Origin of the sequence: Acidiphilium sp. C61 (genome assembly GCF_905116885.1) — a bacterium.
In the GTDB taxonomy this organism is placed as follows: Bacteria; Pseudomonadota; Alphaproteobacteria; order Acetobacterales; family Acetobacteraceae; genus Acidiphilium.
This window is the reverse complement of record NZ_CAJHNI010000005.1, coordinates 2,903,250-2,930,078: the sequence shown is the minus strand read 5'-3', so window position 1 is coordinate 2,930,078 and position 26,829 is coordinate 2,903,250. Positions and strand designations below refer to the sequence as shown.

The 26,829-nt window shown below is 67.4% G+C and carries 26 protein-coding genes and 2 tRNA genes; 17 read left to right on the top strand and 11 right to left on the bottom strand.

The window, feature by feature from the left end; translation table 11 throughout:
- Positions 1-17: 17 nt before the first annotated feature.
- A complete protein-coding gene (locus HUW10_RS16545; protein ID WP_174504471.1) occupies positions 18-1,598 on the bottom strand; it encodes a peptide chain release factor 3 in 1,581 nt (526 codons plus the stop codon).
- Between the two features lie 45 nt (positions 1,599-1,643).
- On the opposite strand from HUW10_RS16545, the gene HUW10_RS16540 reads away from it, so the two are divergent.
- The 6 genes from HUW10_RS16540 to HUW10_RS16515 all read left to right on the top strand — a co-directional run bounded on the left by HUW10_RS16540 (position 1,644) and on the right by HUW10_RS16515 (position 4,440).
- Positions 1,644-2,738 carry an acetoin utilization protein AcuC gene (locus HUW10_RS16540; RefSeq protein ID WP_174504470.1) on the top strand — a complete coding sequence of 365 codons (1,095 nt, stop codon included), beginning with the start codon at positions 1,644-1,646 and terminating at the stop codon, positions 2,736-2,738.
- 19 nt (positions 2,739-2,757) lie between these two features.
- The gene (locus HUW10_RS16535; RefSeq protein ID WP_174504469.1) at positions 2,758-3,243 is read left to right on the top strand and encodes a DUF192 domain-containing protein; all 486 of its coding nucleotides are present in this window, start codon (positions 2,758-2,760) and stop codon (positions 3,241-3,243) included.
- A gap of 48 nt (positions 3,244-3,291) precedes the next feature.
- A tRNA-Pro gene (locus HUW10_RS16530) sits at positions 3,292-3,365 on the top strand.
- A 27-nt stretch (positions 3,366-3,392) separates the two neighbouring features.
- A complete protein-coding gene (locus tag HUW10_RS16525; RefSeq protein WP_174504468.1) occupies positions 3,393-3,704 on the top strand; it encodes an ETC complex I subunit in 312 nt (103 codons plus the stop codon).
- A 79-nt stretch (positions 3,705-3,783) separates the two neighbouring features.
- Positions 3,784-3,860: transfer RNA gene (locus tag HUW10_RS16520), tRNA-Arg, on the top strand.
- 256 nt (positions 3,861-4,116) lie between these two features.
- Complete coding sequence (locus HUW10_RS16515; RefSeq protein WP_174504467.1) at positions 4,117-4,440, top strand: hypothetical protein; 324 nt, start codon at positions 4,117-4,119, stop codon at positions 4,438-4,440.
- A 91-nt stretch (positions 4,441-4,531) separates the two neighbouring features.
- On the opposite strand, the gene HUW10_RS16510 is transcribed toward HUW10_RS16515, so the two are convergent.
- Positions 4,532-5,860 (bottom strand): MFS transporter, encoded by a 1,329-nt coding sequence (locus HUW10_RS16510; protein ID WP_174504466.1) that lies wholly within the window; start codon positions 5,858-5,860, stop codon positions 4,532-4,534.
- A 233-nt stretch (positions 5,861-6,093) separates the two neighbouring features.
- On the opposite strand from HUW10_RS16510, the gene HUW10_RS16505 reads away from it, so the two are divergent.
- From HUW10_RS16505 to HUW10_RS16480, 6 genes are all read left to right on the top strand, one after another.
- Entirely contained in the window at positions 6,094-7,269 is a 1,176-nt protein-coding gene (locus tag HUW10_RS16505) for an acyl-CoA dehydrogenase family protein (protein ID WP_174504465.1), read from the top strand.
- On the top strand, positions 7,269-8,408 hold the full coding sequence (locus HUW10_RS16500; RefSeq protein ID WP_174504464.1) for a CaiB/BaiF CoA-transferase family protein: 1,140 nt from the start codon (positions 7,269-7,271) through the stop codon (positions 8,406-8,408). The genes HUW10_RS16505 and HUW10_RS16500 overlap by 1 nt, the downstream gene beginning before the upstream one ends.
- Positions 8,409-8,413: 5 nt before the next feature.
- Entirely contained in the window at positions 8,414-9,325 is a 912-nt protein-coding gene (locus tag HUW10_RS16495; RefSeq protein ID WP_174504463.1) for a MaoC family dehydratase N-terminal domain-containing protein, read from the top strand.
- On the top strand, positions 9,322-10,143 hold the full coding sequence (locus HUW10_RS16490; protein WP_174504462.1) for a CoA ester lyase: 822 nt from the start codon (positions 9,322-9,324) through the stop codon (positions 10,141-10,143). Before HUW10_RS16495 ends, HUW10_RS16490 begins: the two co-directional genes overlap by 4 nt.
- Positions 10,140-11,585, top strand: coding sequence for an MmgE/PrpD family protein (locus tag HUW10_RS16485; RefSeq protein ID WP_236656464.1), 1,446 nt, complete (start codon positions 10,140-10,142; stop codon positions 11,583-11,585). The genes HUW10_RS16490 and HUW10_RS16485 overlap by 4 nt, the downstream gene beginning before the upstream one ends.
- 429 nt (positions 11,586-12,014) lie before the next feature.
- Positions 12,015-12,608 carry a DUF4142 domain-containing protein gene (locus HUW10_RS16480; protein ID WP_174504461.1) on the top strand — a complete coding sequence of 198 codons (594 nt, stop codon included), beginning with the start codon at positions 12,015-12,017 and terminating at the stop codon, positions 12,606-12,608.
- Positions 12,609-12,757: 149 nt separating this feature from the next.
- Here the strand turns inward: HUW10_RS16480 and HUW10_RS16475 are convergent, their stop codons facing one another.
- Entirely contained in the window at positions 12,758-13,345 is a 588-nt protein-coding gene (locus HUW10_RS16475) for a transporter (RefSeq protein WP_174504939.1), read from the bottom strand.
- Between the two features lie 110 nt (positions 13,346-13,455).
- Here HUW10_RS16475 and HUW10_RS16470 point away from each other — a divergent pair, with 110 nt between their 5' ends.
- Together HUW10_RS16470 and HUW10_RS16465 are read left to right on the top strand one after the other, a co-directional pair.
- The gene (locus HUW10_RS16470) at positions 13,456-14,064 is read left to right on the top strand and encodes an IS607 family transposase (RefSeq protein WP_174502111.1); all 609 of its coding nucleotides are present in this window, start codon (positions 13,456-13,458) and stop codon (positions 14,062-14,064) included.
- Positions 14,061-15,365 (top strand): RNA-guided endonuclease TnpB family protein, encoded by a 1,305-nt coding sequence (locus HUW10_RS16465; protein ID WP_174502112.1) that lies wholly within the window; start codon positions 14,061-14,063, stop codon positions 15,363-15,365. Before HUW10_RS16470 ends, HUW10_RS16465 begins: the two co-directional genes overlap by 4 nt.
- Here HUW10_RS16465 and HUW10_RS16460 read toward each other — a convergent pair.
- The 5 genes from HUW10_RS16460 to HUW10_RS16440 all read right to left on the bottom strand — a co-directional run bounded on the left by HUW10_RS16460 (position 15,333) and on the right by HUW10_RS16440 (position 20,561).
- Positions 15,333-15,698 carry a hypothetical protein gene (locus HUW10_RS16460; protein WP_174504460.1) on the bottom strand — a complete coding sequence of 122 codons (366 nt, stop codon included), beginning with the start codon at positions 15,696-15,698 and terminating at the stop codon, positions 15,333-15,335. The genes HUW10_RS16465 and HUW10_RS16460 overlap by 33 nt on opposite strands.
- Positions 15,699-15,982: 284 nt before the next feature.
- Entirely contained in the window at positions 15,983-17,458 is a 1,476-nt protein-coding gene (locus tag HUW10_RS16455; RefSeq protein ID WP_174504459.1) for an ATP-binding cassette domain-containing protein, read from the bottom strand.
- Positions 17,455-18,375 carry a branched-chain amino acid ABC transporter permease gene (locus tag HUW10_RS16450; protein ID WP_174504458.1) on the bottom strand — a complete coding sequence of 307 codons (921 nt, stop codon included), beginning with the start codon at positions 18,373-18,375 and terminating at the stop codon, positions 17,455-17,457. Before HUW10_RS16450 ends, HUW10_RS16455 begins: the two co-directional genes overlap by 4 nt.
- The gene (locus tag HUW10_RS16445; protein ID WP_174504457.1) at positions 18,375-19,250 is read right to left on the bottom strand and encodes a branched-chain amino acid ABC transporter permease; all 876 of its coding nucleotides are present in this window, start codon (positions 19,248-19,250) and stop codon (positions 18,375-18,377) included. Before HUW10_RS16445 ends, HUW10_RS16450 begins: the two co-directional genes overlap by 1 nt.
- A gap of 75 nt (positions 19,251-19,325) precedes the next feature.
- On the bottom strand, positions 19,326-20,561 hold the full coding sequence (locus HUW10_RS16440; protein ID WP_174504456.1) for an ABC transporter substrate-binding protein: 1,236 nt from the start codon (positions 20,559-20,561) through the stop codon (positions 19,326-19,328).
- A gap of 211 nt (positions 20,562-20,772) precedes the next feature.
- Between HUW10_RS16440 and HUW10_RS16435 the strand changes: the two genes are divergently transcribed.
- The 3 genes from HUW10_RS16435 to HUW10_RS16425 are packed head-to-tail and all read left to right on the top strand — an operon-like array spanning position 20,773 to position 23,377.
- The gene (locus HUW10_RS16435; RefSeq protein ID WP_236656463.1) at positions 20,773-22,227 is read left to right on the top strand and encodes a type II and III secretion system protein family protein; all 1,455 of its coding nucleotides are present in this window, start codon (positions 20,773-20,775) and stop codon (positions 22,225-22,227) included.
- An 8-nt stretch (positions 22,228-22,235) separates the two neighbouring features.
- Positions 22,236-22,592 (top strand): hypothetical protein, encoded by a 357-nt coding sequence (locus HUW10_RS16430; RefSeq protein ID WP_174504455.1) that lies wholly within the window; start codon positions 22,236-22,238, stop codon positions 22,590-22,592.
- Positions 22,589-23,377, top strand: a complete 789-nt coding sequence (locus HUW10_RS16425; protein WP_174504454.1) for a M48 family metallopeptidase — start codon at positions 22,589-22,591, stop codon at positions 23,375-23,377. The genes HUW10_RS16430 and HUW10_RS16425 overlap by 4 nt, the downstream gene beginning before the upstream one ends.
- Before the next feature lie 22 nt (positions 23,378-23,399).
- Here the strand turns inward: HUW10_RS16425 and HUW10_RS16420 are convergent.
- The 3 genes from HUW10_RS16420 to moaA form a co-directional block, all read right to left on the bottom strand.
- Positions 23,400-24,151, bottom strand: a protein-coding gene (locus HUW10_RS16420) for an IS5 family transposase (RefSeq protein ID WP_174502420.1) whose coding sequence is annotated in 2 segments (ribosomal slippage) — positions 23,400-23,821 and positions 23,821-24,151 — 753 coding nt in all. Because the reading frame shifts where the segments join, the coding sequence is not laid out codon by codon here.
- Positions 24,152-24,340: 189 nt separating this feature from the next.
- Entirely contained in the window at positions 24,341-25,450 is a 1,110-nt protein-coding gene (locus tag HUW10_RS16415; protein ID WP_174504453.1) for a diguanylate cyclase, read from the bottom strand.
- A gap of 326 nt (positions 25,451-25,776) precedes the next feature.
- Positions 25,777-26,763 carry a GTP 3',8-cyclase MoaA gene (moaA, locus tag HUW10_RS16410; protein WP_174504937.1) on the bottom strand — a complete coding sequence of 329 codons (987 nt, stop codon included), beginning with the start codon at positions 26,761-26,763 and terminating at the stop codon, positions 25,777-25,779.
- Between the last annotated feature and the right edge of the window lie 66 nt (positions 26,764-26,829).

The following is a 26,829-nucleotide window of genomic DNA, read 5'->3' as shown; positions in this document are numbered from 1 at the left end:
GGGGGGGGGGAGCAGAATCATGAGGCGGATTGGTGGGTGGTGGCGAAGGTTATTTCGGGCCAGCGTTCGGCGATGAAGCGGAGCGAGAAGGTGTCGCGGGCGAGGAAGACGGGGGAGTCGTCGCGGTCGTGGCCGAGGGTGGATTGGTTGGCTTCGATGAAGTCTTTCAGGCGTTTGGGGTCGGGGCAGGAAATCCAGCGGGCGGTGACGTAGGGGGCGGGTTCGAAGCGGATGGGGATTTTGTATTCGGCGTCGATGCGGGCTTGCAGGACGTCGAGCTGGAGGGCGCCGACGACGCCGACGATCCAGTCCGCACCCAGCATCGGGCGGAAGACCTGGGCGACGCCTTCTTCGGCGAGGTCTTCGAGGGCGCGGCGGAGCTGCTTGGCTTTCATCGGGTCGGTCAGGACGACGCGGCGGAGGATTTCGGGGGCGAAGCTCGGGATGCCGGTGAAGCGGAGGGTTTCGCCTTCGGTCAGCGTGTCGCCCACGCGCAGCGAGCCGTGGTTGGGGATGCCGATGATGTCGCCGGGGAAGGCTTCCTCGGCGAGGGAGCGGTCCTGGGCGAAGAAGAAGATCGGGGCCTGGATCGCCATCGGCTTGCCGGAGCGGACGTGGAGCAGTTTCATGCCGCGCTGGAACCGGCCGGAGCAGATGCGGGTGAAGGCGATGCGGTCGCGGTGGTTGGGGTCCATGTTGGCCTGGACCTTGAAGACGAAGCCGGTGACGGTTTTCTGTTCCGCGCGGACGGGGTGGGGTTCGGCGCGCTGGGTGGTGGGCGGCGGGGCGTGTTCGGCGAGGAGGGTGAGGAGTTCGACGACGCCGTAATCCTTGAGCGCGGTGCCGAAGACGACGGGGGTGAGGTGGCCGGCGAGGAAGGCTTCGCGGTCGAAGGCGGGGTAGGCGCCGGTGAGTTCGACGGCGTCGCGCAGCTCGGCCATCTGGTCGTCGGGGATGATGACGGGTTCGGCGGGTTCGCCATCCGGGGCGACGCGGCCGATGGGGCGGTTGGCGCGGATGTCCCAGCAGCCGCGAAAGAGGCCGCCCATGCCGACCGGCCAGACCAGGGGGCAGACGTCGAGCGCGAGGGTGCTCGCGATTTCATCGAGCAGGGTGAAGGGGTCCTGGCCTTCGCGGTCGATCTTGTTGACGAAGGTGATGATCGGGATGTCGCGCAGGCGGCAGACCTCGAAGAGCTTGAGGGTCTGGGCCTCGATGCCGCGGGCGGCGTCGATCACCATGACGGCGGCGTCGACCGCGGTGAGGGTGCGGTAGGTGTCTTCGGAGAAGTCCTGGTGGCCTGGCGTGTCGAGCAGGTTGAAGACGACGTCGTGCCAGGTGAAGGTCATGACCGAGGAGGTGACGGAGATGCCGCGCTGGCGTTCGATGGCCATCCAGTCCGAGCGGGTGTTGCGGCGCTCGCGGCGGGCCTTGACCATGCCGGCCTCGCGGATGGCGCCGCCGAAGAGGAGGAGCTTCTCGGTCAGGGTGGTCTTGCCGGCGTCGGGGTGGGAGATGATCGCGAAGGTGCGGCGGGGGAAGGCACCGGTGCTGGCGGGGGAAGCGTCCTGCGCGAGCGTTGTCAATTCGTCACTCATGCCCAGCCTATAGCAACGGCAGGGCGTGATGGGTAGGCAAGGCGGATGAGCGGGACGCGCAAGGCGGTGCTGATCGGGGCGGAGGTGTATCGGGCGGCGATCGCGGTGCCGCCGCATCCGCTGGCGACGATGCGCGCGCCGGTGGCGGAGGATCTGATCCGGGCGATGGGGTGGCTGGCGGCGGGGCAGTATCGGACGGCGCCGGTGGCGGGGCGGGCGGCGCTGGAGCGGTTTCACGATCCGGCCTATCTCGACGCGCTGGAGGCGGCGGAACGGACGCAGGCGGTGCCGGCGGAGGTGCGGGCGCGGTTCGGCATCGGGGCGGAGGGCAATCCGGTGCATCGCGCGGTGTATCGGCGGCCGGCGACCTCGGCGGGGGGGGCGATGCTGGCGGCAAGGCTGACGGCTTCGGGCGGGGTCGCGCATGTGCCGGCGGCGGGGAACCATCATGCCTGGCCGGCGCGGGCGAGCGGGTTCTGCTATATCAACGACGCGGTGCTGGCGCTGATGGAGTGGCTCGACCTTGGGCTGGAGCGGCTGGTCTATCTCGATCTCGACGCGCATCACGGCGATGGGGTGGAGGCGGCGTTCGCGCGCGATGGGCGGGTGACGACGATCAGCGTGCATGAGGCGGGGCGCTGGCCGCGGACGGGGGTGACGAGCGACGCGGCGGCGGGGGTGTTGAATTTCGCCGTGCCGGAGGGGTTTTGCGACGCGGAGCTGGCGTTCCTGATGGAGGCGCGGATTTTGCCGGCGATCGCGGCGGCGCGGCCGGAGGGGATCGTGTTCCTGCCGGGGGCGGATGCGCTGGCGGATGATCCGATGAGCCGGCTGGCGCTGTCGAACCGGGGGTTGTGGGCGGCGCTGGAGGCGATCCGGGGGTTGGCGCCGCGGCTGATCGTGCTCGGGGGGGGCGGGTACAATCCGTATGCGCTCGGGCGGGCCTGGGCGGGGATGTGGGGGATGCTGAACGGGCACGCGGTGCCGGAGGCGCTGCCGCAGGCGGCCTTGGACGTGCTGGCGGGAATCAGCTATTTCCGCCAGCAGTCGCGGCCACGGCCGGCGCGCTGGCTCACCCGCCTCGACGATCCGCCGCAGGCGGGCGTGGTGCGGGATGAGGTGCGCCGCCTCGCCGCGTGATGCAATGAGGAGCAGGACGATGAGACGCTGGATGGGATTTTGCCTCGCGGCCGGGATTGCTGGCGGATTGGCCGGCGGGGTGGCGGCGGCGGCGATCACCGGGCCGCAGACGACGCTGCCGACCGAGACGATCACCATCGTCAACCAGCATGGCAAGCGCTTCGTCTTCAAGGTGGAACAGGCGCTGACGCCGAAGCAGCAGGAAGTCGGGCTGATGTTCCGCAAGAGTGTTGCCGCCGATGGCGGGATGATCTTTCCGTGGAGCCCGCCGCAGGTTTCCGAGATGTGGATGAAGAACACGCTGGTGCCGCTGGACATGGTGTTCGTCGGGCCGCACGGGACGATCCGGCATATTGCCAACGACACGGTGCCGCAGAGCCTGCGGATCATTTCGAGCCGGGTGCCCGTGGCGGCGACGATCGAGTTGCAGGGCGGGATCACCGCGAAGGACGACATCGATGTCGGCGACAAGGTGATCGGGCCGCAATTCGGGAATGGCAAGTGAGGCGCTTGCCTCGCACCTTGCTGGCGCTGTAGGTAGCAATCGTCCGAGCGGGGCGTGGCGCAGCCTGGTAGCGCGCTTGTTTTGGGTACAAGAGGCCCCCGGTTCGAATCCGGGCGCCCCGAGACGGACAGGCCGAGAGGAATTGCACGATGAACCGCGCCAGAATCTATTTGCCGCCGAAAAGCGCCATGCAGTCCGGCTGGGCGAAGACGAGGGAATGGGTGCTGGAATTCGAGCCGGCGATGGCCAAGCGGATCGACCCGCTGATGGGCTGGACCGGCAGCGGCGACATGCTGGCCAGCGAGGTGCGGCTGCGCTTCGCGACCCGCGAGGAGGCCATCGCCTATGCCGAGGCGCATGGCATCGCCTTCGACCTCGAAATCCCGACCGAGCGGCACCGCAAGCCCAAGGCCTATGCCGATAATTTCCGCCCCGACCGGCGGGCGAACTGGACCCACTGACCGCCCTGCCCGCCCCCCGCGCCGATGCGTCGTGGTGGCTGGAAATCGGCGACGAATTAAGCGATTGTCGCGACCGGACGGCCCTGTAGCTCAACTGGATAGAGCACCCGCCTTCTAAGCGGGTGGTTGCGTGTTCGAGTCACGCCAGGGTCGCCAATTTTGCGCCGCCAATTCTTGTTGTGCGTGCCGGGGCGCGAATCGCCAGAGCATCATCCGATCCTGATGGATCGGAACGTGCTCTAAAACTGGATTCTGGACACCTTTCCCCGCCTCGCCATACATCCGGAAATGGAACGATCGTGACCGGGCCGCACGGTGAGGTTTTATCGTTAAAAACATTGTCAATTCACAATCTTTTGTTTGACAAGAAAGTGAAGAACTATTTAATACGCCTCATACAGGAGGGCTATTTATGGCAAAGAAGATTTTGTTGAAGAACCCGGCGACGGGAATAACAAAAAATGGATTTTATGGATTTAGCTGGACAACGTTTTTTTTCGGTGGATTTCCCGCTTTATTTCGTGGCGATTATATGATCGGGCTGATTTTTATCGTCCTGAGTATCTTAACTGCTGGCGTGGCCGGATTCATTTTCGCCTTCTCGTATAACCGGCGCTATACGACCAAGCTCCTTGAAGAAGGCTACCGGTTCGCCGGCTCGGAGGCCGAGAATGCCGCAGCGGCGGCGAAGCTCGGGGTCGACCTCTCGGCGACCGCCGTTCCCCAGGCAGCCTGAACCGCAGCCCAGAGCACCATCCCTGCCGGCACCAGCCGGCAGGGCGAGGTTTTTTTCAGGCGCCGGAGCAAGGAAGGCGCCTGCGGCCGTCTCATTCGGGGAGCGGCTGCCCCCTGGTTTCCGGCATGAACGGGGCGACCAACAGGCCAAGCAGGTAGATCACCGAGAAATCCATCGCCACATGCGCAAGCCCGCCCAGCGCGCCGATCAGCTGGCCGGCCAGCAGCGGGCCGAGAAAGGCGATGAAGCGCGAGGCGTTGAAGACGAAGGCCGAGGCGGTGCCGCGCACATTGGTGGCGAACAGCTCGGGCAGGTAGATCGCGTACCAGGCGAAGGCGCCGAGCGTCCAGAACCCGTTCAGCAGCGCGGCCGCCAGCAGGACCGGCAGCGAGTGCGACCAGAGATAGACCGCGGGCGTCATGATCAGCCCGCCGGCGAACAGGAAGACGAGATAGAGCCGGCGGCCCATCCAGTCCGCGAGGAAGCCGGAGGCGAGATAGCCGAGGATCGCGCCGGCGGTGTAGACGAGGCCGGCGACGCTCGCCCAGTAGGGCCCGCTCAGGCCGTGATGGGCTGCGAACCCGCCGACGAAGCCGGGAATCCAGGTGGCGATGCCCCACCAGCCCATCGTGGTGCCGACCGACATCAGGCAGGCCAGCAGGGTGCGGCGGCGGCCCTCGGCGTCGGCGAAGAGCTGGAACAGGGTGAAGGGCCGGCGATCGGCCCTGGCGACGGGTTGGGTACGCTCGGTCACCGCCCAGCGCTTCTCGCGCACCGCTGCCAGCCAGCTCGCCGATTCCTCGATGCGGCTGCGCAGGATCAGCACCAGGAAGCCGGGCAGCACGCCGACGAGGAACATCACCCGCCAGGCTTCCGGCCCGAGGGGGCGGACAAAATACCACACCGCGGCGGCGAGGAACGCGCCGAAGCCGAAGCCCGATTGCAGGAACCCCGCCCCTTTCGGCCGCGCCTCGTTCGGCCAGGTCTCGGCCAGCAGGGCGTTGCCGGTGCTCCATTCGCTGCCGAGAAACAGGCCGGTGAGGAAGCGGAACGCCACCAGCATGAGGACCGAGGAGCTGAAGGCGGTGAGGCCGGTGAACACGCTGTAGCCCACCACCGAGATCAGCAGCATCCGCTTGCGGCCGATATAGTCGGCGACGATGCCGCCGATCGTGCCGCCGGCGGCCCAGCCGAGCAGGGTGATGGCGATGGCGAGACCGGCCGCCTGGTGCAGGTGGCTGCGCTCGGACGCGGGCAGCAGGGCGATCATCGCCGGGCCGATCACGGTGATCAGCGCGTAGGTTTCATAGCCATCGAAGACCCAGCCGAAAAACGCCGCGGTCAGGATGCGCCAATGCGACGGCGTGAGCCGCGCGGCCCACGGCTTCGGCGCGTCAGCACCGGTGGTTGAATGTGCCATCTGGAAGTCCTCCCTGCAGGCAGCAGACCGAAAATCGGCAGTTTCGTCAACACGCTCGCGATCCGTTTTCAGAGCGGAACGGTGTTTCGCCCCCTTGCCCGCCCGGCAGGGCCATCGCAGGATGCGATGGCTGCCAGCGAAACGACGCCGGTTCCTGAGGGGGAAGCGGCGCGTTAGGCTGCGCGCGGGACAAATCGCCGGATCGGAGCGATGCGGCGCGAGGAGGAGACAGAATGGACGGTTTCGCCGAACCCCATGCGGAGGATGCCTATGCGGCGATCCGCACCGAGATCCGCAAGCTCTGCGCCGGGTTTCCGGGCGAATACTGGCGCCGGCTCGACGAGGAGGGCGCCTATCCGGAGGCGTTCGTCGGCGCGCTCGCCCGCGATGGCTGGCTGGCGGCGCTGATCCCGGAGGAATATGGCGGCTCGGGCCTGCCGCTTTCGGGGGCGGCGGCGATCCTGGAGGAGATCCAGCAGAGCGGCTGCAACGGCGCGGCCTGCCATGCGCAGATGTATATCATGGGCACGCTGCTGCGGCATGGCAGCGCGGCACAGAAGGCGACCTACCTGCCGCAGATCGCCAGCGGGGCGCTGCGGTTGCAGGCCTTTGGCGTGACCGAGCCGACCAGCGGCACCGACACCACCGCCCTCAAGACCACGGCGCGGCGCGAGGGCGGGCACTACGTGGTCAATGGCCAGAAGATCTGGACCTCGCGGGCGGAGCATTCGGACCTGATGCTGCTGCTCGCCCGCACCACGCCGCGCGAGGCGGTGGCGAAGAAGACCGACGGGCTCTCGGTGTTCCTGATCGACATGCGCGAGGCGCGCGGCAACGGGCTGACCATCCGCCCGATCCGCACGATGATGAACCACGCGACGACGGAGGTGTTTTTCGATGATTTGCGGATCCCGGCGGACACGCTGGTCGGCGAGGAGGGCAAGGGGTTCCGCTATATCCTGTCGGGCATGAACGCGGAGCGCATCCTGATCGCGGCGGAGTGCATCGGCGATGCCAAGTGGTTTACCAGCAAGTCGGTCTCGTATGCGAACGGGCGGGAGGTGTTCGGCCGGCCGATCGGGCAGAACCAGGGCATCCAGTTCCCGATCGCGCGGGCCTATGCGCGGATGCGGGCGGCGGAGCTGATGGTGCGCGAGGCGGCGGCGCGCTACGAGGCGGGGCAGAATTGCGGGGCGGAGGCCAACATGGCGAAGATGCTGGCGGCCGAAGCCTCGTGGGAGGCGGCGGAAGCCTGCATCCAGACCCATGGCGGGTTCGGCTTCGCCGCCGAATACGACATCGAGCGCAAGTTCCGCGAGACGCGGCTTTACCAGGTGGCGCCGATCTCGACCAATCTCGTGCTGTCGTATCTCGCCGAACACGTGCTCGGCATGCCGAGGTCGTATTGATGCGCGCGCCGCTGGCGGGGCTGACGGTCGTCGCCGTCGAGCAGGCGGTGGCGGCGCCCTATTGCACGGCGCGGCTCGCCGATGCGGGGGCGCGGGTGATCAAGATCGAGCGGCCGGAGGGCGATTTCGCGCGCTTCTATGACGACGCGCTCAAGGCGGGGTCGAGCTATTTCGTCTGGCTCAACCGGGGCAAGGAATCGGTCGTGCTCGATCTGGCCACGCCGGACGGGCGAGCGCGGCTGGCGGCACTGATCGGGACCGCGGATATCCTGGTGCAGAACCTCAAGCCCGGCGCGATGGCGCGGATGGGGCTCGGCATCGAGACGCTGCGCGCCGCCCACGAGCGGCTGATCTGCTGCTCGATCTCGGGCTATGGCGAGAGCGGACCACTGGCCGGGCGCAAGGCCTATGACCTGCTGATCCAGGCGGAATCGGGGCTCGCCTCGATCACCGGCGGGCCGGGCGAGCCGGCGCGGGTGGGGATTTCGATCGTGGATATCGCGACCGGCGCGGCCGGGCACGCGGCGATCCTGGAGGCGCTGATCGCGCGCGGACAGAGCGGGCAAGGCGCGGATATCCGGATTTCGATGTTCGACGTGATCGCCGACTGGCTGGCGGTGCCGCTGCTCAACGCCGAGGCCGGGCGGCCGCCGAAGCGCGTCGGCCTCGCGCATCCCTCGGTCGCACCCTATGGCGTGTTTACCGCCGCGGATGGCGACGCCGTGCTGATCTCGATCCAGAGCGAGCGGGAGTGGCACACGCTGTGCCGCGACATCCTCGAACGGTCGGAGCTGGTGGAGGATCCGCGGTTTTCCAGCAATGTCGCGCGGGTGAACCACCGGGCGGAGACCGATGCGGCGGTGGCCGAAGCCTTCGCCCGCCTGCCCGGCGCGGCACTGGCCGAGAGGTTGGACCGCGCGGACCTCGCCTTCGCGCGGATGAACGACATGGCGGCGCTTTCGGCGCATCCGCATCTGCGCCGGATCACGGTGGAGACCGCAGCCGGGCCGGCGGCGATTCCGGCGCCGCCGGCGATCGTGGCCGGGGTGATGCGGGATTATGGCAGGGTGCCGGCACTCGGCGAGCATACTGAAGCGGTGCTCGCGGAGCTGGACGCGGCGGCGGGCGGGAAAGGTTGAGCGCGATGGAACAGGTTGACGAGGCGATGCTGCGGCAGTGGATCGGCCGACAGGAAACCGCGGAGGATGTGCTCGCGCCGCGGCTGGTGCGGGAGTTCCGCGCGACGCTCGATCTTGGCGACGAGATGCCGGCGCCGGGCGAGATCGCGCCGCTCGCGGTGCATTGGTGCCTGTCGCCGCCGACGGTGGTGGGCGCGCGGCTCGGCGCCGACGGGCACCCGGCGCGCGGCGGATTCCTGCCGCCGGTTCCCCTGCCCCGGCGGATGTGGGCGGGCGGCGCGCTCGAATTCCACGACACGCTGCGCGTGGGCGACACGGTGCGGCGCAGTTCGGAGATCGGCGATGTCGTCGTCAAGCAGGGGCGGACCGGGACGCTGTGTTTCGTGACGGTGCGGCACACGCTCGCCACCGCGCGGGGGGTGGCGCTGCGCGAGCGGCACGACATCGTCTATCGCGGCCTTGATGCGGGGCAAGGCGGGGCGGGGCAAGGCGGGGCGGGGCAAGGCGGGGCGGGGCCAGGTGGAGCGCGGCCGGCAGCGGTGACCGACAAGGCGGGGACGGACAAGGCGGCGGCGCCGGCGACGTGGCGGCGGGAGATGACGGCGAGCCCGACCCTGCTGTTCCGCTACTCGGCGGTGACGTTCAACGGCCATCGCATCCATTACGACCGCAGCTATGTCACCGGGGTCGAGTTCTATCCGGGGTTGATCGTGCACGGGCCGTTGCAGGCGACCTGGCTGTTGCAGTTCGCCGAGGAGATCGGCGGGCGGCGGCCGGAGAGCTTCAGCTTCCGCGGGGTGCAGCCGCTGTTCGATTTCGAGGTGTTCGCGCTGTGCGCGCGGCGCGAGGGGGATGGGTTCGCACTCTGGGTCGAGACCAATGACGGCAAGCGGACGATGGAGGCACGGGCCGCATGAGCGGGTTCGCCGCGATCGCGCCGCTGTTCGTGCCGGCGGACCGGCCGGAGCGCTATGCCAAGGCGGCGGCGAGCGGCGCCGATGCGGTGATCGTCGATCTGGAGGACGCGGTGGCGCCGGCGCGCAAGGCGATGGCCCGGGCGGCGCTGGCGGAGGGGTTCGCCACGCTGCCGGCCGGGGTTGCCGCCTTCGTGCGGGTGAACGCGGCGGGCACGGAATGGCACGAGGACGATCTTGCCGCGATCGTCGCACTGCCGGTTGCCGGGATCGTGCTGGCGAAGGCGGAGACGCCAGCGCAGGCCGAGCGCGCCGCGATGGGGCGCGGGGTGATCGCGCTGATCGAATCGGCGCGGGGCATGGCGATGGCGCGCGAGATCGCCGCGAGCCCGGCGGTGCGGCGGCTGGCCTTCGGCAGCATCGATTATTGCGCCGATCTCGGCGCCACGCATCTGCGCGAGGTGCTGCTGCCGGCGCGGGCGGAGCTGGTGCTGGCATCGCGCCTCGCCGGGCTGGCGGCGCCGCTCGACGGGGTGACGCCGGCGCTCGATGACGCGGCACTGATCGAGGATGACGCGCGCCACGCGATGAGCCTCGGTTTCGGCGGCAAGCTCTGCATCCATCCAAAACAGATCGGCCCGGCGCGGGCCGGCTTCGCGCCGGCGGCGGCCGAGATCGACTGGGCGCGGCAGATCCTCGCCGCCGGGGATGAGGGGGCGGTCGCGGTTGGCGGGACGATGGTGGACGCGCCGGTGCGGCTGCGGGCGCGGCAGATCCTCGCCCGCGCCGGCGAGACAAGGGAACAGGACGGGACGGCATGAGCACGACGACGACGACCGACGCCGCGGACATCGAGGCGGGCATCACCGGAGACCTCGCGCGCTTCGCCGCCGGGCTGGGCATGGCGGATCTGCCGGCGGCGGTGACGCAGCGGATCGGCCTGCTGGCGTTGGACGCGGTGGGCAACGCGGTGCGGGCGCGGGAGGCGGCGGAGAGCACGAGGGCGCTGATCGCCGCGGTGCGGGCGATGGGCATGGGGGATGGCGAGGCGCCGGTTTTCGCCGATCCGGCCGGTTATGCCGCCGCCGGGGCGACGCTGATCAACTGCGCGCTGGTGCATTCGCTGGATTTCGACGACACCCATGCGGCGGCGATCGTGCATCCCGGCGCGCCGGTGATCCCGGCGGCGCTGGGGGCGGCGGCGATGAGCGGGGCGGATGGGGCGACGGTGATCGCGGCGATCGCGGCGGGGTATGAGGTGGCGCTGCGGCTCGCCCTGGCGCTGCCGGCCGGCGCGCATTACGACCGCGGCTTCCATCCGAGTGCGACTTGCGGGAGTTTCGGCGCGATGGCCGCGGTCGGGCGTGTGTTCGGGCTGAGCCCGGCGGCGATGGCGTCGGGCTTCGGCATCGTGCTCAGCCAGACCGCGGGCAGTTTGCAATTCCTCGCCAACGGGGCCTGGACCAAGCGCTTCCAGGTGGGCTGGGCGGGGATGGCGGGAATGGCCGCCGCCTGCCTCGCGCGCGAGGGGTTCAAGGGCGCGGCGGCGCCGATCGAGGGGCGGCACGGGTTTCTCAACGCCTATAGCCCGGCGCCGGAGCCGGAGCGGGTGCTGGCCGGGCTCGGCACCGACTGGGAGCTGATGAAGACCGGGGTGAAACCCTATCCCTCGTGCCGCTGGGGTCATGCCGGGATCGACGCGGCGATCGCGCTGCGGGCGGAGCTTGGGCTGCGGGCCGAGGAGATCGAGGACGCGACGCTCGGGATCTCGCGCGCGGGGATGCTGCTGATCGGCGAGCCGGCCTCGCGCAAGGCGCGGCCGGAAAACATCGTCGATGCGCAGTTCAGCGGGCCCTTCGTGATCGCCACCGCGCTGGCGACCGGCCGGATGGACTGGGCGAGCTATGAGCTTCTGGACGACCCCGGGATCCGCGCGCTGATGGCGCGGGTGCGCTGCGAGAACGACCCGGATATCGAGGCCGAGTTTCCGCGGAACATGTCCGGCAAGCTGACGGTGCACGCGCGGGGGCAGCGTTTCGTGCGGCGCGTGGTGGTGCCGCGGGGCGAGCCGGAGACGTTTCCCGACGAGGCGGCGTTCCGCGCCAAGTTCGACGGGCTGACGCGGCAGGTGTTGGGCGCGGCGCAGGCCGAGCGCCTGGCCGATGCGGTGCTGGGCCTCGGCGCGCGGGACGAGGTGGCGGGCTTGTTCGCGCTGAGCCGGCCGGGAGCGGCGCAAGACGGGGCGCAAGACGGGGTGCTGTGAACAAAACGGGAATTACTTAACAGCGAGTATATAATTCTGGACCATTCCCAGAACCTATGAAAATCCCGTAATTTGGGACAAATATCCCGGCAAGAAAAAGGCCCCGGACATGTCCGGGGCCAGTTTGTATCGATGGGAGGAGATGAGGCGTCAAACAACCATCTCTGGTCTGCTTTCCAACATCGATGCAACCCTAGGTTATTTTTCTGCATGGGGCAAGCGAAATCCGCCACGGGCGATGAACTAGAGCATCATCCGATCAGATGGAATCATCTGATCGGATAAAGATGCTCGACTTATCAATATGATAGAGCACTACATCCGATCCAATCGGATCGGAAAGTGCTCTAGATCAATGACGGCGGCAGCTGCGCGGGGGACGATGGCGGGCGCGGCAAGAGTGCCGGCGCGCCATGGAGGATCACGATCATGCAAGCTGCAACCAGACCCGTTGCTGCATCTGTTGTCCCGCTTGATGCGAGAGGCCGCGCCGGGCGGGCGCGCTTCCGCCTCGCCGCGCTGGGCGCGCTGCTCGCGCTTGGCGGCTGCGCGACCACCGCAGAGGCGCCGCTGGGGGCGGCGCTGGGGCCGACGGATCTCGCGTTCGTCACCACCGCCTCGCAACTGGTGAATTTCGATCTCGACGCCTGTTCGTTCGTCAGGCGCGGGCCGATCGAGCCGACGGCGCGGGCGGCGGTGGAGCAGGTTTGCGCCGATGCCGCGACCTATGCGCCGCGGCTGCAGGCGCTGGCGGCGCGCGAGGGCGTGAGACTGCCCACCGCCCTGCCCTTCGACCTCAAGGAAAAACTCGTCTCGCTCAATTATCACCCGCAGCCGAACCTGACCGTCGAGTTCCTGCGCGACGAGATCGGCAGCCATGAGAGCGCCATCGCGGTGTTCCAGGGCGAACTGCGCGAGGGGCGGAACCAGGCGTTCCAGCAGACCGCGCGCGATGGGCTGCCGGTGCTGGAGCGCAACCTCGCGATGCTGCGCGCCGCCCTGCCTCCGGGGATGGCAGAATGAAAAGCGCCCGGACGGCAGGACCGTCCGGGCGCCCGCATTAGAGCACTTTCCGATCCTTTTGGATCGGATGTAGTGCTCTATCATATTGATAAACCGAGCATCTTCATCCGATCAGATGATTCCATCCGATCGGATGATGCTCTAGTCGATCAGAAAACCTTGCCGACCTGGGCGAGGAAGACGACGTTGTTGCGCGCGCCGCCACGGGTTTGCAGGTCGGTCGAGAGTTCGGCCTGGCCGAAGATGGTGGGCGAGAGGAACGAACCGGCGATGATGCCGAGGCGGGTGAAATCGTTGCGGTTGCCGGTATCGGTCGTGACGCCCGCCTTGACCTCCGACACCCTGCCGCCGAAGGTTTTCTCGAAGCTCAGGCCGACATAACCGGCCGTCTGCGGGTGGAAATAATACGGCGCGTAGACGATCAGCTGGCCGACCGGGTCGGTTTTCAGATGGACGCCGGGGGAGACGCTGGTGTCGCCATAGACATAGCCATCGGCCCAGACCTGGAGGTCGAGCCGGCGGCCCTTGGCCTGGCCGAAGATTTTGTGGGTGAAGCCGATTTCGAGATTGTTCACCCAGTTGTTGGTGCTGGCGTTCAGCGCGATCGAGGGGTTGTAGGACCCGGAGGGCGGGCTGACGAAATAGGCGAGGACGGCGGTTTCGTCCTCGGCGGGGTTGTTGAGCGGGTAGATGAAGGCGGAGAGCTGCGGCTCGGCGAAGCCGCCCTGGTGCGACAGGCTCTGGCCGCCGACCCGCTGGTTGCCGAGGAAGGAGGTAGACTCTAGGTATTGATTTTATGCTCGAAAGTGCCTAAAAGTGCCGTATGCGCTCACCGTTTCCTGCCTTCATGTCCACAGGCGAAGCCGCTGCCTATCTCGGGCGTGGCGTGAAGACGCTTCAGCGGTGGGACCGCGAGGGCACGCTTTCTCCGGCCGGCAGGACCAAGACCGGGCGGCGGGCCTACACGCGGGAGCAGTTGGACACGTTCCTTGGTCAGCAGATCGGACGCCCCGAGCCGCACCGGGTCATCGCCTACTGTCGCGTCTCGTCGGCGGCGCAGAAGCCGGACCTGAAAAATCAGAGGCGCGTTCTGGAGGAATTCGCTGCGGCACGCGGCCTTGTGGATGTCGAGTGGATCGAAGAAGTCGGCGGGGGCCTCAACTTCAACCGCAAGCGGTTCCTCGAAATCATGGACGCCGTATCACGCCGGGAGGTGCGGACTATCGTTCTGGCACACAAGGATCGGCTGGTGCGGTTCGGCTACCAGTGGTTCGAGCATCACTGCAAGGCGCACGGCTGCGACATCCTCGTGCTGAACAACGAAAGCCTGTCGCCGGAACAGGAGATGGTCCAAGACCTGATGACCATCGTGCATTGTTTTTCAAGCCGGCTCTACGGTTTGCGCAACTACAAGAAGAAGCTCAGCGAAGCCATCGGCCAGGATGTGAAGCCATGATCCTGGCCCACAAGATCGCATTGGACCCGACCGTCGAGCAGGCGATTCACTTTGCCCGCGCCGCCGGCACCGCGCGCTTCGCATGGAACTGGGGCCTTGCGGAATGGAAACGCCTATACGAAGCCGGTGAGAAGCCAAGCGCCACGAAGCTCAAGGCGCAGTGGAACGCTGTACGTCGCACGGAATTTCCCTGGTCGTGCGACGTAACGAAGTGCGCCAGTGGTCAGGCAATCATGAACCTCGGCACGGCCTTCGGAAACTTCTTCCGTGACCTGAAGAAACCCAAGGGCCAGCCCAAGGCCGGCTACCCGAAGTTCAAGAAGAAAGGCCAGCACGACAGCTTCGCACTTTGGAACGACCAGTTCGAGGCGCACAGCTGTCGTGAACGGTTCGGCAAGGATCGGGGCGAAATCCGCATCCCGAACCTCGGCTGGGTTCGGATGCGCGAACCGCTGCGGATCGGTGGGCGCATCCTCGGCGCTGTCGTCAGCCGCGAGGCCGGGCGCTGGTTCGTGGCGATCCAGTGCGAGATGCCGGACGCAGAAGCCGCACACCCTGCGCCCGGCTCCGTCGTTGGTGTCGATCTCGGCATCTCGGCGCTGATGGCGTTGTCGCGCCAAATGCCGGATGGGCGCACGAAGATCGAGAACCCGAAGGCGCTGCGCAAGGCGATGCGGCGCGTCAAGAAGCTCTCCCGGCGCATCAGCCGGCAGGAAGAGGCCCGGAAGAAGCGGGCCGCCAAGACGAGCCGCCGGACGCGGAAGCGCCGCGCTCAGCTGGCGAAGCTGCATGGGCGCGTGGCGAACATCCGCCGCGACGCCATCCACAAGGCAACCACGGCAGTTGCCAGCACCTTCGAGACGATCGTCCTCGAAGACCTGAACGTCGCCGGCATGGGCAAGAACCACGCCCTTGCCGGCTCTGTCTCCGACGCGGCTTTCGGTGAGATTCGCCGGCAGTTCGAATACAAGGCGCGGATGCGCGGCGGCCACGTGTATGTGGCTGATCGCTTCTTCCCGTCCAGCAAAACGTGTTCGGCCTGCGGCTGCGTCGTGGACAAGCTGCCGCTCTCTATCAGGTCGTGGGCATGTGCCGAGTGCGGCACCGTTCACGACCGCGACGAGAACGCGGCGATCAACCTTGAACACCTCGTGGTAGGCCCGGCTTGGGCCGAACCGTCGCCGGGCATTCCGGCGGCAACGCTCGGGGAGATTGCGGCGCTGGCCGCCTCGCAAGAGGCGGTGAAACTGCGGTCAGTGAACCGAGAGCTAAACCCGTGCGCACATGTGCGCACAAATTAGGAAGCAGACATAGGGGACGATGAGCTGCGCGCCCCATTGCATGCCGTCCACCGGGTTGAAGGTGTGGACGAGGCGGAGGATCGGCACGTCGGTCTCGATGTTGGTGTGGCCGAGCTTGGTGCCGTGCTGGGTGTAGAACGTGGTCGCCGAGGCGAACTGGTTGTAGAGCATCGCGACGCTGACATTGGGCGGCGGCGACGGCGCGTCATACGGCAGCGGGCCGCCGGCCTGGGCCGGCAGGGTCATCGCCGCGACGGCGAGGCCGACACCGAAGGCGGCGCCGGCGACGGACAAAGCGGCGCGGGAGAATTTCGAGGCTGTCTTGTCGGTCATGGACGGTCTCCTTGTTGGGTGGTCACGGTTTTTTTTTGGAGATTTCCCGATCCTGCCGGAATGGGAAACCCCTGCTGGAGTGCCGATCGGGGCGATATCATCCGATCGGGTAGCGAGTATCCGGATGGATGATAGTGTGGTGCCATTCGTGACGAAGAATGACAATCTCATTACCTCCGGATAGGGCAGTTTCGTTATCGTTTACGTAAGATCGTGACGTAAAGGTCACACTCAGGCTAGGCGAAGACGGGTTAATATTCGATCAACACGCGGCGGAACCGGCCTTACAGGTAGCCGGTTCCCGCCTCCGCGGCGAAGCGCGTGGGCGTGCCGTTCCAGATGATGCGGCCATGCTCGATGACATAGACACGGTCGGCATGCGGCAGGGCGAAGGTGACGTTCTGCTCGCCGAGAAGGACCGTGATGTCGGTGGTCTCGCGCAGGCGGGACAGCGCCTCGGACAGCTGGCCGAGGATGACCGGGGCGAGGCCGAGGGTCGGCTCGTCGAGGATCAGCAGGCGCGGCTTGAGCATCAGCGAGCGGGCGATGGCGAGCATCTGCTGCTCGCCGCCGGAGAGGGTGCGCGATTCCTGGGTGCCGCGGACGCGCAGGATGGGGAACAGCTCGTGCAGCCAGTCGAGCCGGGAGGCGCGTTCGCCGGGCGGCAGGCGCTGGCCGGCGAGTTCGAGATTCTCGGCGACCGACAGGCGGCCGAACAGCTCGCGGGTTTCCGGGCACTGGACGATGCCGGCGCGCGCGATTGCCGCCGCCGATTCGCCGGCGCGCTTCGCCCCGTCCCAGCTGATCGCGCCGCGGAACGGGACGAGGCCGGAGATGGCGTTGAACAGCGAGGTCTTGCCGGCGCCGTTGAGGCCGACGATGGAGACGAACTCGCCCTCGTGCACGGTGAGGGAGACATTCTCCAGCGCCTGCGCCTTGCCGTAGAAGACGCTGATGTCCTCGGCCTGGAGCAGCACCTTGTGGGCGGCGATCTCGGCCTCGGGGCGTTCGTGGGTTTCGATGCCGCCGCCGAGATAGACGCGGCGGACGGTTTCGTCCTGCATCACCTGCTCGGAGGAGCCTTCGGCGATCTTTTCGCCGAGATAGAGGGCGAGCACGCGGTCCGCCAGAGAGGCGATGCTCTTGACGTTGTGGTCGACCAGCATGACGGCGCGGCCCTGGTCGCGGAAGCGGCGGATCAGGGCGGAGAAATCATGCACCTCGGCACTGGTCAGGCCGGCGAAGGGTTCGTCGACCAGCACCACGCTCGGGTTGCGGGCGATCGCCTTGGCGAGTTCCATCCGCCGCAGGTCGGCGAAGGGGAGCGTTGCCGGCAGGCGGTCGAGCACCTCGCCGAGGCCGCATTCCTCGCCGATTCGCCGCGCCGTCTCGATCGCGCCCGGCGGCGGGCGGAGGCGGCTCAGGCTGTCGGGCAGCAGGCCGAGCAGGATGTTCTCCAGCACGGTTTGCAGCCGCAACGGGCGGGAGTGCTGGAAGACGATGCCGACCCCGGCGCGGGCGATGTCGTAGGTCGGGCGGCCGGCGATGTCCTGCCCGTCGAGCAGGATCTGCCCGGCGGTGGGGCGGACGACGCCCATGATCATCTGCATGACCGTGGACTTGCCCGAGCCGTTGGGGCCGATCAGGCCGAGGATCTCGCCGGGATAGAGGTTGAAGTCGAGCGACTTGACGGCGATGAGGCCGCCGAAGCGCTTGTGCAGCCCGCTGACGGCGAGGCGCGGGGTGGTGGTGGTGTTCATGCGCCCCTCCGGTGCGGCAGCAGGCCGAGCAGACCGTCCGGGAACAGCACGATCACCACCAGCGCGATCAGGGCGACGACGAAGGTGGAGAGCTGGCCGATCGGGCGGAGGAGTTCGCCGGCGACGATGAGGAAGACCGAGCCGATGGCGCCGCCGATGATGGTGCGGCGGCCGCCGAGCACGGCGGCGATGATCACCCGCACGCCGATCGAGATGTCGACCACGGCGCTGACCGAGGCGGTGCCGAGATAGAAGACGAGGAAGGCACCGGCGAGGCCGGAGAACAGCGCGGAGACGGCGAAGGCGAGGATCTTGTGGCGGGTCGCGTTGAAGCCGAGCGCTGCCGCGGCCACCTGGTCCTGCCCGGCGGCCTGCAGGATCATCCCCAGCGAGGAGCGGGAGATCAGGAACAGGATCAGCCCGCTGACCAGCATGAAGGCGAGCGCGTATTCGTAGTTGGCCGCACTGCTGATCGAGAGCACGTCCGGCACCGAGAGGCCGATCTCGCCGCCGGTGACGCCGGCGAAGATGACGATGGCCTGTTGCAGCAGCAGCACCGAGACCAGGGTGATCAGGCCGAGATAGGGGCCGGAGAGGCGCAATGCGGGGATGGCCAGGGCAACGCCGCCGGCCACCGCGGCGAGGGCGCCGACGACGATGGCGAGCGGCACCGGCAGGCCGAGCAGCGCGTTCGACATGCCCGCGCCATAGGCGCCGAGGCCGATCAGGAAGGTCGGGCCGAAATTGACCTCGCCGGCATAGCCGAACAGCAGATCCCACGACATCGCGAAGACGGCGAAGTAGAAGGCGGTGGTCAGCACGCCGAGGATGTAGCCATTGGCGCCGAGCGGGAAGAGCGCCAGCACGATGAGGAAGACCGCGAGCGCGGCCAGGCGGGATTTCGGTATCGTCGACATCAGCGCCGTCCCAGCAGCCCTTGCGGCCGCATGTAGATCACCACGACGAGAAGGATGAGGGCCGGCACCTCGCGCAGCGAGGGCGAGACCAGGTAGGCGGTGACGGTTTCGATGTAGCCGACGATATAGGCCGCGATCAGCGTGCCGGAGACCGAGCCGAGCCCGCCCAGCACGACAATGGTGAAGGCGCTGCCGGTCAGCCCCGGCACGTAATCGGACCCCGAGCCGAGGAAGCTGCCGAGCAGCACGCCGGCGATGCCCGCGAGCAGGCCGTAGATCACCCAGACGAAGAGGTAGATCCGGTCGAGCTCGAAGCCGAGCAGGGTGAGCGCCCGCGGGTTGATCGAGGCGGCGAGCAGGCGGCGGCCGACCTGGGTGCGGTTGACCAGCAGCCAGAGCGCGCCCATCACCGCCCAGGCGACGGCGGCGATGAAGATCTCGTTGATCGGGGTGCGGACGCCGAGGATGGAGACCGTGCCGGCGATCAGCGGCTGCACCGTGATCGGGCTGTTGGTGAAGGCGTAGGACAGCGACTCCTGGATCATCACGCCCCAGAGCAGGGTCGCCGTCAGCACGAACAGCTCGCGCTCATGCGCGGGCACGGCGCGGGAATTCTCGATCGGGCGGACGATGCCGCCATAGGTCACGAGGGCCGCGACGAGGCAGACGGCGACGCCGGCGAGGGCGCCGACATAGGGGCCGAAGCCGAGCGAGGTATCGAGATACCAGGCGATCATCGCGGCGATGACCATCAGGCCGCCATGCGCGAGATTGAGGACGCCGGAGACGCCGAAGATGAGCGTGAAGCCCAGCGCGCCGAGCGCGTAGAGCGTGCTGATCGCGAAACCGTCGATCAGGATCTGGATCGCTAGCAAGTCCTACCCTCCCAGGTCAGACGAAAACGTGGGCAGATCCCGCCGGCGACAGGGCCGGCGGGACCGCGGGGCGGGTCAGGATTTCGGGACGGGCACGAAGCCGGGGAACTTCGCCTTGGCGTTGGCGAGCTTCAGCGGCCAGATGCATTTCTGCTGGCCGGCCTGCCATTGCAGGGCAACGCCGGTGACATAGTCGGGGCCGTATTTCAGCGCGTGGGCGAACTTGCTCTTCGCGCCCTGAAAGGCGATCTGGCCCTGGGTGCCGACCATGTTGGTCTGTTCCAGCGCATGGACGATGGGCAGCGGCTTGGTGGATTTCGCACGCTTCAGCGCATCGGCGAGCGCATAGACGGCATCATAGGTCGAGTAGGCCGAATAGGCCGGGGAGTAACCAAATTTCTTCACATAGGCGTCGGTGAAGGGGAGGGTTTTCGGCGTGATGGCAACGCCCGGGGCGGCGGTGCTGCCGGTGATCACACCCTCGGTCGCGCCGTTGGTGGCTTTCCAGAACACGTCGGAGCCGGCCTGGGCGTTGATCCCGGCGAGCGCCACGGGCACTTTCTGCTGCGCCCACTGCACCGTCGGCTGCACGCCGACATGGGCCCAGCCGGCGATGATGACGTTGGGCTTCAGCGTCTCGATCTTCTGGTAGATCGGGGTGAAATCGGACGTGTTGGGCGCGAAGCGGATATTGTCGAGCACCTTCAGGCCGATCTTGGGCAGGCAGGAATCGTAGCCGGCGTCGAGCGGCTTGGTCCAGGCGGCGTCCTCGCTCATGACCACGGCGGTCTTCATGTGGAACTGGTCGACCAGGGTCGCCTTCGAGGCGTCGCACACCGCGCGGGCGAGATAGGCGGCCGGCATGTAGGCGTGGAAGATGTATTGATGGGCCTTGAAGTCCTTGTGGACGTATTCGGACAGCTCGTTGGCGGCCGCACCGGTGATCATGTAGGGCTCGTGCAGGCGGGCGGCCCAGGGTTCGAGCGCCAGCGCCACCTCGCTGACGAAGGTGCCGATGATGGCGACGGCGTGATCCTGCCTCACCATGCGCTGGAAGGAGCGGATGGCATCGGTGGTGGAAAGGTGATCGTCCTCGATCACCAGCTTGATCGGCCGGCCGTCGATCCCGCCGGCGGCGTTGATCTGCTCGGCGGCGAGTGTCGCGCCATTGGCGATGGCCTTGCCGGGAATGGTGCCAATTTCGGAGGTGATGCCGACGACGATCGGCTTCGCGGCCTGTGCCGCCACCGGCACCACCGCCATGGCCGCGCCGGCGAAGGCGGCGGCGAACGCTGTTTTCTTTCTGGACATTGGTAGCTCCCCTTATTCGCAGTTTTGAATTTGATTGAGGGGATCATGCCATAGGTTGCGCATTCGGCAAGGGGGTATCGCACGCAGGAAGGCGCTTTTCGGAATTCGCCACGCGAAATCCGCGACGGCAACCATTCGTTAATAGAACATCCGTAAATTTACCTCTAGCGCGTCTCACCCCTGAGACCTGTCCCGTTTGAGGAAAAATGCCTTGGCTCCACCACCGGACAGAATATTCCCGCCCGCGCGGACGACGCGGCGATTTTCAACCAGGCTTGCGGCGACGCGGCTGCTGGCGGCGCTGATCGCGATCGGGAGCGGCACGGCGGCGGCCCCGGCCGGACAGAAGGCGCGGCACGCGGCGGCGGTGGCGGTGGCGGGCGGACGGCTGAACATCGCCCAGGGCAGCGGCAGGCTGGTGACGCTGCGCGGCACCGCGGCGAACGTGTTCGTCGCCGATCCGAAAGTGGTGTCGGTGCGACCGGCCAGCGCGCATACGCTGTTCGTGTTCGGCACCGCGCCGGGCTTCACCACCATCGCCGTGACCGATTCGCAGGGGCATGACGTGGCGACGTTCCGGGTCGCGGTGACCCCCGGCACCTATCACGCCGCGGCAATCCGCGCCGGCGCGGCGCGGACGGCTCCCGGCGCGCGGCTCGCGATCAGCAGTGCTGCGCATGGCGTGGTGGTGCGCGGCACGGTGGCGACGCCGGTGCAGGACTACCAGGTGATGCAGCAGGCGCACCTGATCGCCGGCAAGGGCGGCCACGTGGTCAATCAGACCGAGGTGCGGCTGCCGCAGCAGGTGGCGCTCAAGGTGCGGATCGCGCAGATGTCGCGCACGATCACGCAGCAGCTCGGGATCAACTGGCAGAGCGCGGGCAATGGGATTTCGGTGGGCAAGTTCCTGTTCGGGTTCAGCGCGCTCGACGTGCTGAACGGATCGAGCCCGGCGACGCCGGCCGCGGGGAGCTACAATGCCGGGCTTTCGACCGGTGGCGGCGCGATCGACAGCATTCTCGACGCGCTGAACAGCGACAATCTCGCGCATATCCTGGCTGAGCCGACGCTGACCGCACTCTCGGGGCAGAGCGCGAGCTTCATCGATGGCGGCTCCTTCCCGGTGCCGGTGCCCGGGCAGAACGGCCAGGTGACGGTGCAGTACAAGGATTTCGGCGTGCAGCTGAAATTCCGCCCCGTGGTGCTCGATAACGGCAGCATCATCCTGCATGTCGAGCCGACGGTGAGCGCGCCGACGACGCAGAACGCCTTCCAGATCGCGGTGGCGGGCACGTCGATCGTGGTGCCGTCGCTGTCCACCCAGTCGGCCTCGACAACGGTCGTGATCGGCAGCGGACAGACCCTCGCCATCGCCGGCCTGCTCAGCAACAGCAGCAACCAGACCGACAAGTCGGTGCCGGGGCTCGGCGACATTCCGGTGCTCGGCGCCGCGTTTCGCGCCGACAGCTACGACCGGCAGGAGGAGGAACTCGTGATCCTCGTGACCCCCTATCTCGTCAAGCCGGTGGACCAGGCGGGGCGGATGATGACGCCGGACCAGGGATGGTCGCCGCCCAACCAGATCCAGCGGGTCTTTCTCGGGCGCGACAATGGCGGCGGGCACGCGGTCGTGCTGCCGGGCCAGGCCGGGTTCATCCTGCGATGAGGACGACGATGGGCGAGCGCAGCGCAAGGCGGCACGGTCGCGCGGCCATCCTGCTCGGGGCGAGCGCGCTGCTGCTGGCCGGCTGCGCCGGGGGCGACCCGTTCGCGCGGCCGGGAACATGGCGGGAGAACGGTGCGCCGATGCACAATATCGCGATCGAGCTGGTCAATCCGCATGATCTCGTCGCCGGGCGCGGCGATGCGCGGCTGACCGGGCCGATCGCGGAAAAGGCGGTGGGTAGCGCGCTGAAGGCGCCGGCAGGCGGCGGCGGCGGCGCAGCTCCGCTCGGCGGGGCCGGCGGTGGTGGCGGTGGCGGTGGCGGCGGCATGGCATCGTCCGGCGGGCTGTCGGGGATCACCCAATGACCGGGCGGAGGACACGGTGGCTGCCAGGGGCGATGCTCGGCATTGTCGCGGCGGCGCTCGCCGGCTGCGCTGGGCCGGCGCGGACCAGCGCCGCACGCCCGGCGCTCGGCGCCAACACGCTGAACGTGGCGGAGACGGCGCTGGCGGGGAACCGGCCGGATCTCGCGCTGCATGTCGCCGATGCGGTGCTGAAGCTCGACCCGGGCAATGTGCGGGCGCGGCTGATCCATGGAGATGCCGCCTATCTGCTCGGCGACTGCCAGACGGCGACGCGCGATTACACCGCGCTGCTCGGCGCCGCACCGCATGATGCGCGGGCGGAGATCGGGCTTGGCCGCTGCGCGTTGCGCGGCGGCGGACGCGGGGCGGTGACCGCGTTCCGGCGGGCGACGCGGGACGACCCGCACAATGCTGTGGCGTTCAACGATCTCGGAGTGGCACTGTCCCAGCGCGGCGCCTTCGCCGCGGCGGCGCCGGCCTTCCGCCGGGCGCTGGCGCTGCGCCCCAACTTCCGGGCGGCGCGGGCGAATCTCGGCCTTGCCCTGGCGCTTGGCGGCAATGCCGGCGCCGGCGCCGCGATCATCGCGCCGCTTGCGCAAGGCGGGCCGATTTCGGCGCCGGAGCGGGCGGATTATGCCGCCGCCCTCGCCCTTTCCGGCCATCACGGCGCGGCGCGGCAGGTGCTCGACGCGACGATGCCGGCGGCGGAGGCGGACGCCGTGGAGACGCGGATGGCGCGGCTTGCGGCACGGCCGGCTGCAGGGGCGAAGCGCGCGGTCAACTGACTGCGCTAGGGTTTGTAGGGATTCATCGTGAGTTGATGACGGCTGCGGCGAGGTAGATCATTGCCTGGAAGCTCTGGTCTGTTTTGCAGGCGCGCAGGGCGATGCGTTTGAACTCTTTGAGCTTGCAGAAGAAATTCTCGACCAGATGACGCCATTTGTAGATTTCGCGGTCGATTTTCAGCTTCAGTGCCCGGGCCGGATGCTGGGAAATGACGACCCGGGCGCCTCTTTCGTTGAGTTCTGCGACCAGAGCGTTGCTGTCGAATGCCTTGTCTGCGATCAATCCACCGAATTCGACGTTGTCGATCAGTGGCGGGACCTCGATGCCGTCATGGCGATTGCCCGGCATGAGACGAAAGCGCACAAGGTTGCCCAGGGCATCCGTCAGCGCCAGGATTTTGGTTGTCATGCCACCTTTGGAACAGCCTATGGCCTGGCTTTGAGTCCCCCTTTTGCGCCCTGGCCGTGACGGTGGACCTTGACGATCGTGGCGTCGACCATGGCGTATTCCATATCGGGTTCATCAGATACCGCGTCGAAAATCCGTTTGAAAACATCAGCGCGGCGCCAGTCGTTGAACCGGCGGTAGGCCGTGCTCCAGTTGCCAAACATCGAAGGCAGATCACGCCACGGACTGCCAGTGCGGACAATCCAAAGTACCGCTTCCAGAAACAGCCGATTGTCCCGCCCGCTGCGGCCAGGGTCACTCGCCTTGCCAAGACAATGCGGTTCCATCCTCGCCCATTGGGCGTCCGTCAGTACAAATCGTTCCATTCACAGCTTGAATCACAGCAACACCCAAATGGGAATCCCAAATCCCCACAAACTCTAGAGCACGTTCCGATCCATCAGGATCGGATGTCGTGCTCTATCTTGTTGATAATTAGAGCATCTTTATCCGATCAGATAGTTCCATCCGATCGGATTAAGATGCTCTAGCGCGAGAGCGCAGGCGGTGCGGGTTCAGCCGGCGCCGAGGACGAGCTTGCGGACCCGCGGCGCGCTGCCCTTGGCGCGGTAGAGCCGCATGTCGGCCTGGCGCAGCAGGTCATCCAGCGTATTGCCGGGTTTCGCGCCGTCGATCCCGATGCTGACCCCGACTTCCAGCCCGTGCGCCGTGAGGGTCTGGGCGAAGGCCTGGCGGATCCGGGTGGCAATGGAGGAGGCGGTTTCGCCGGTGCCGCCATCGATCAGGATGGCGAATTCGTCGCCGCCGAGCCGGCCGACCACATCGCCGGCGCGCACGCTTTCCATGCAGATCCGGCCCAGTTCGCGCAGCAGGCGGTCGCCCTCGGCATGGCCGAGCGTGTCGTTGATGCGCTTGAAGCCGTCGATGTCGAGCACCAGCAGCATGCAGGAGGTGGCGCGCAAGCGGCGCTCGGCCTGGATGGTGAAGCCACGGCGGTTGAGCACGCCGGTGAGGAAGTCGGTATGGGCGGCGCTGTCGAGCAGGCGCTCGCGCAGCATCCGCACCAGATGGCTGGCGCACAACGCATCGCAGAACACGAAGATGATGCCCTCGCCGGCCGAGATGACGAGCCAGAGCCGCAGCGCGGCGGGCGTGCCGTGCTGGAGCAGGTCGGCGGCGCGAACGACGATGAAGACGCCATGGACGACGAGGGCGGCCGCCAGCGGGTAGCGCGCGGCCGCGGGGGCGGGAATCCGCACGACCTCGACCAGCAGCAGCGCGATCATCAACAGGGTCAGCGGCGTCTGCGCGACGAGATAGAGCCAGGGTTTGGCGGCGAAGGGGAGCGTGGCGCCGATGGCCCACCAGGCGAGGCCCGGCAGCAAGGCCAGCAGCATCGGGCTGGACCGGCCGGCGAGGCGGCGCGCGCCCAGCCACATCATCCCGTAGGCCATCAGCAGGAGACCGGGCGCCAGCCCGTGGGCAAGCCAATGGGCGCCGAACCTGCCGGCAATGAAGGCACCGAGCCCGGCCGCGCCGATGAAATAGGCGCTACCCCACCATTTCAACATTTCGGCGCCGGAAAGGAAGCCGGTCACGACAAGAAGAATGCCGGCCAGCACGGTCATACCGTCGAAGAACAGATAGATGTAGGAAAGATCCATTCCTCAGCGCCCGGAGACAATGATTTGGTTTTTGACTTTGATGGCAAGACCGGGATGACCGACTTGCCGCGCCCCTCAAAAAACAGGTATTTAGGTTGTATTTTATTATTGATATTTATTCTCGATTATTCGCTAATCGTATCCAAGATGTTTACCTTTGTCAAATTTTGATTTGGTGACGTGGACCTACCAAATCGGTGCATAAGCCGGCGTTTGCCGTCATGAGGCATACGGGAGATGTCGGCCGATCGGATGTCACGGTTGCAAATTCTGATTGCAGCTATCGGCGAACGCCACATCCGGTCTGGCGGGCGGCGGCGGATCCCCTACCCGCCGGTCACGCTCATGTGGCGGGCGACGGCGGGGGCGCGGCCGGCGCGGTCGATCACGAAATCATGGCCTTTCGGCTTGCGGGCGATCGCATCGCGGATCGCCTGGCGCAGCACGGCGTCATCGTCCGAGCCGCGCAGGACGGCGCGCAGATCCGCCGCGTCGTCCTGGCCGAGGCACATATAGAGCGTGCCGGTGCAGGTCAGCCGCACCCGGTTGCAGCCTTCGCAGAAATTATGCGTGAGCGGGGTGATGAAGCCGAGCCGCGTGCCGGTCTCGGCGACGTCGAAATACCGGGCGGGGCCGCCGGTGACGTAGTCGGTCGGCGTCAGGGTCCAGCGCGCGGCGAGGCGCTGGCGGACGGTGGAGAGCGGCAGGTATTGATCGGTCCGGTCCTGGTCGACCTCGCCGAGCGGCATCGTTTCGATCAGGCAGAAATCGAAGCCGTGCTGGCCGCACCAGTCCAGCATCGTGTCGAACTCGTCCTCGTTCACGCCCCTGAGCGCCACGGCGTTGATCTTGACCTTGAGCCCCGCCGCCTTCGCCGCCATCACGCCCTCGATCACCTGGGGCAGCCGGCCCCAGCGGGTGATGGACTGGAATTTTTCGGCATCGAGCGTGTCGATCGAGACGTTCACCCGCTTCACCCCGGCGGCGGCGAGGTCTTCGGCGAATCGGCCGAGCTGGCTGCCATTGGTGGTCAGGGTCAGTTCGTCGAGCCCGTGGCCGAGACGCTGTCCGAGGCGGTTGAGCAGCGTCATCACGCCACGGCGGACCAGCGGCTCGCCGCCGGTCAGGCGCAGCTTGCGCACGCCGAGATCGACGAAGGCGCCGGCCAGCCGCTCCAGCTCCTCGAGCGAGAGCAGGTCCGCCTTGGGCAGGAAGGTCATGTCCTCCGCCATGCAGTAGACGCAGCGGAAATCGCAGCGGTCGGTGACCGAAATGCGGAGATAGGTGATGGCGCGGCCGAACGGGTCGATCATGGGCGTCATGTTTACGCTCGCGCGACCAAAGGCAAGACCCGCGGCGGCGCAAACCGCTGGAGCGGC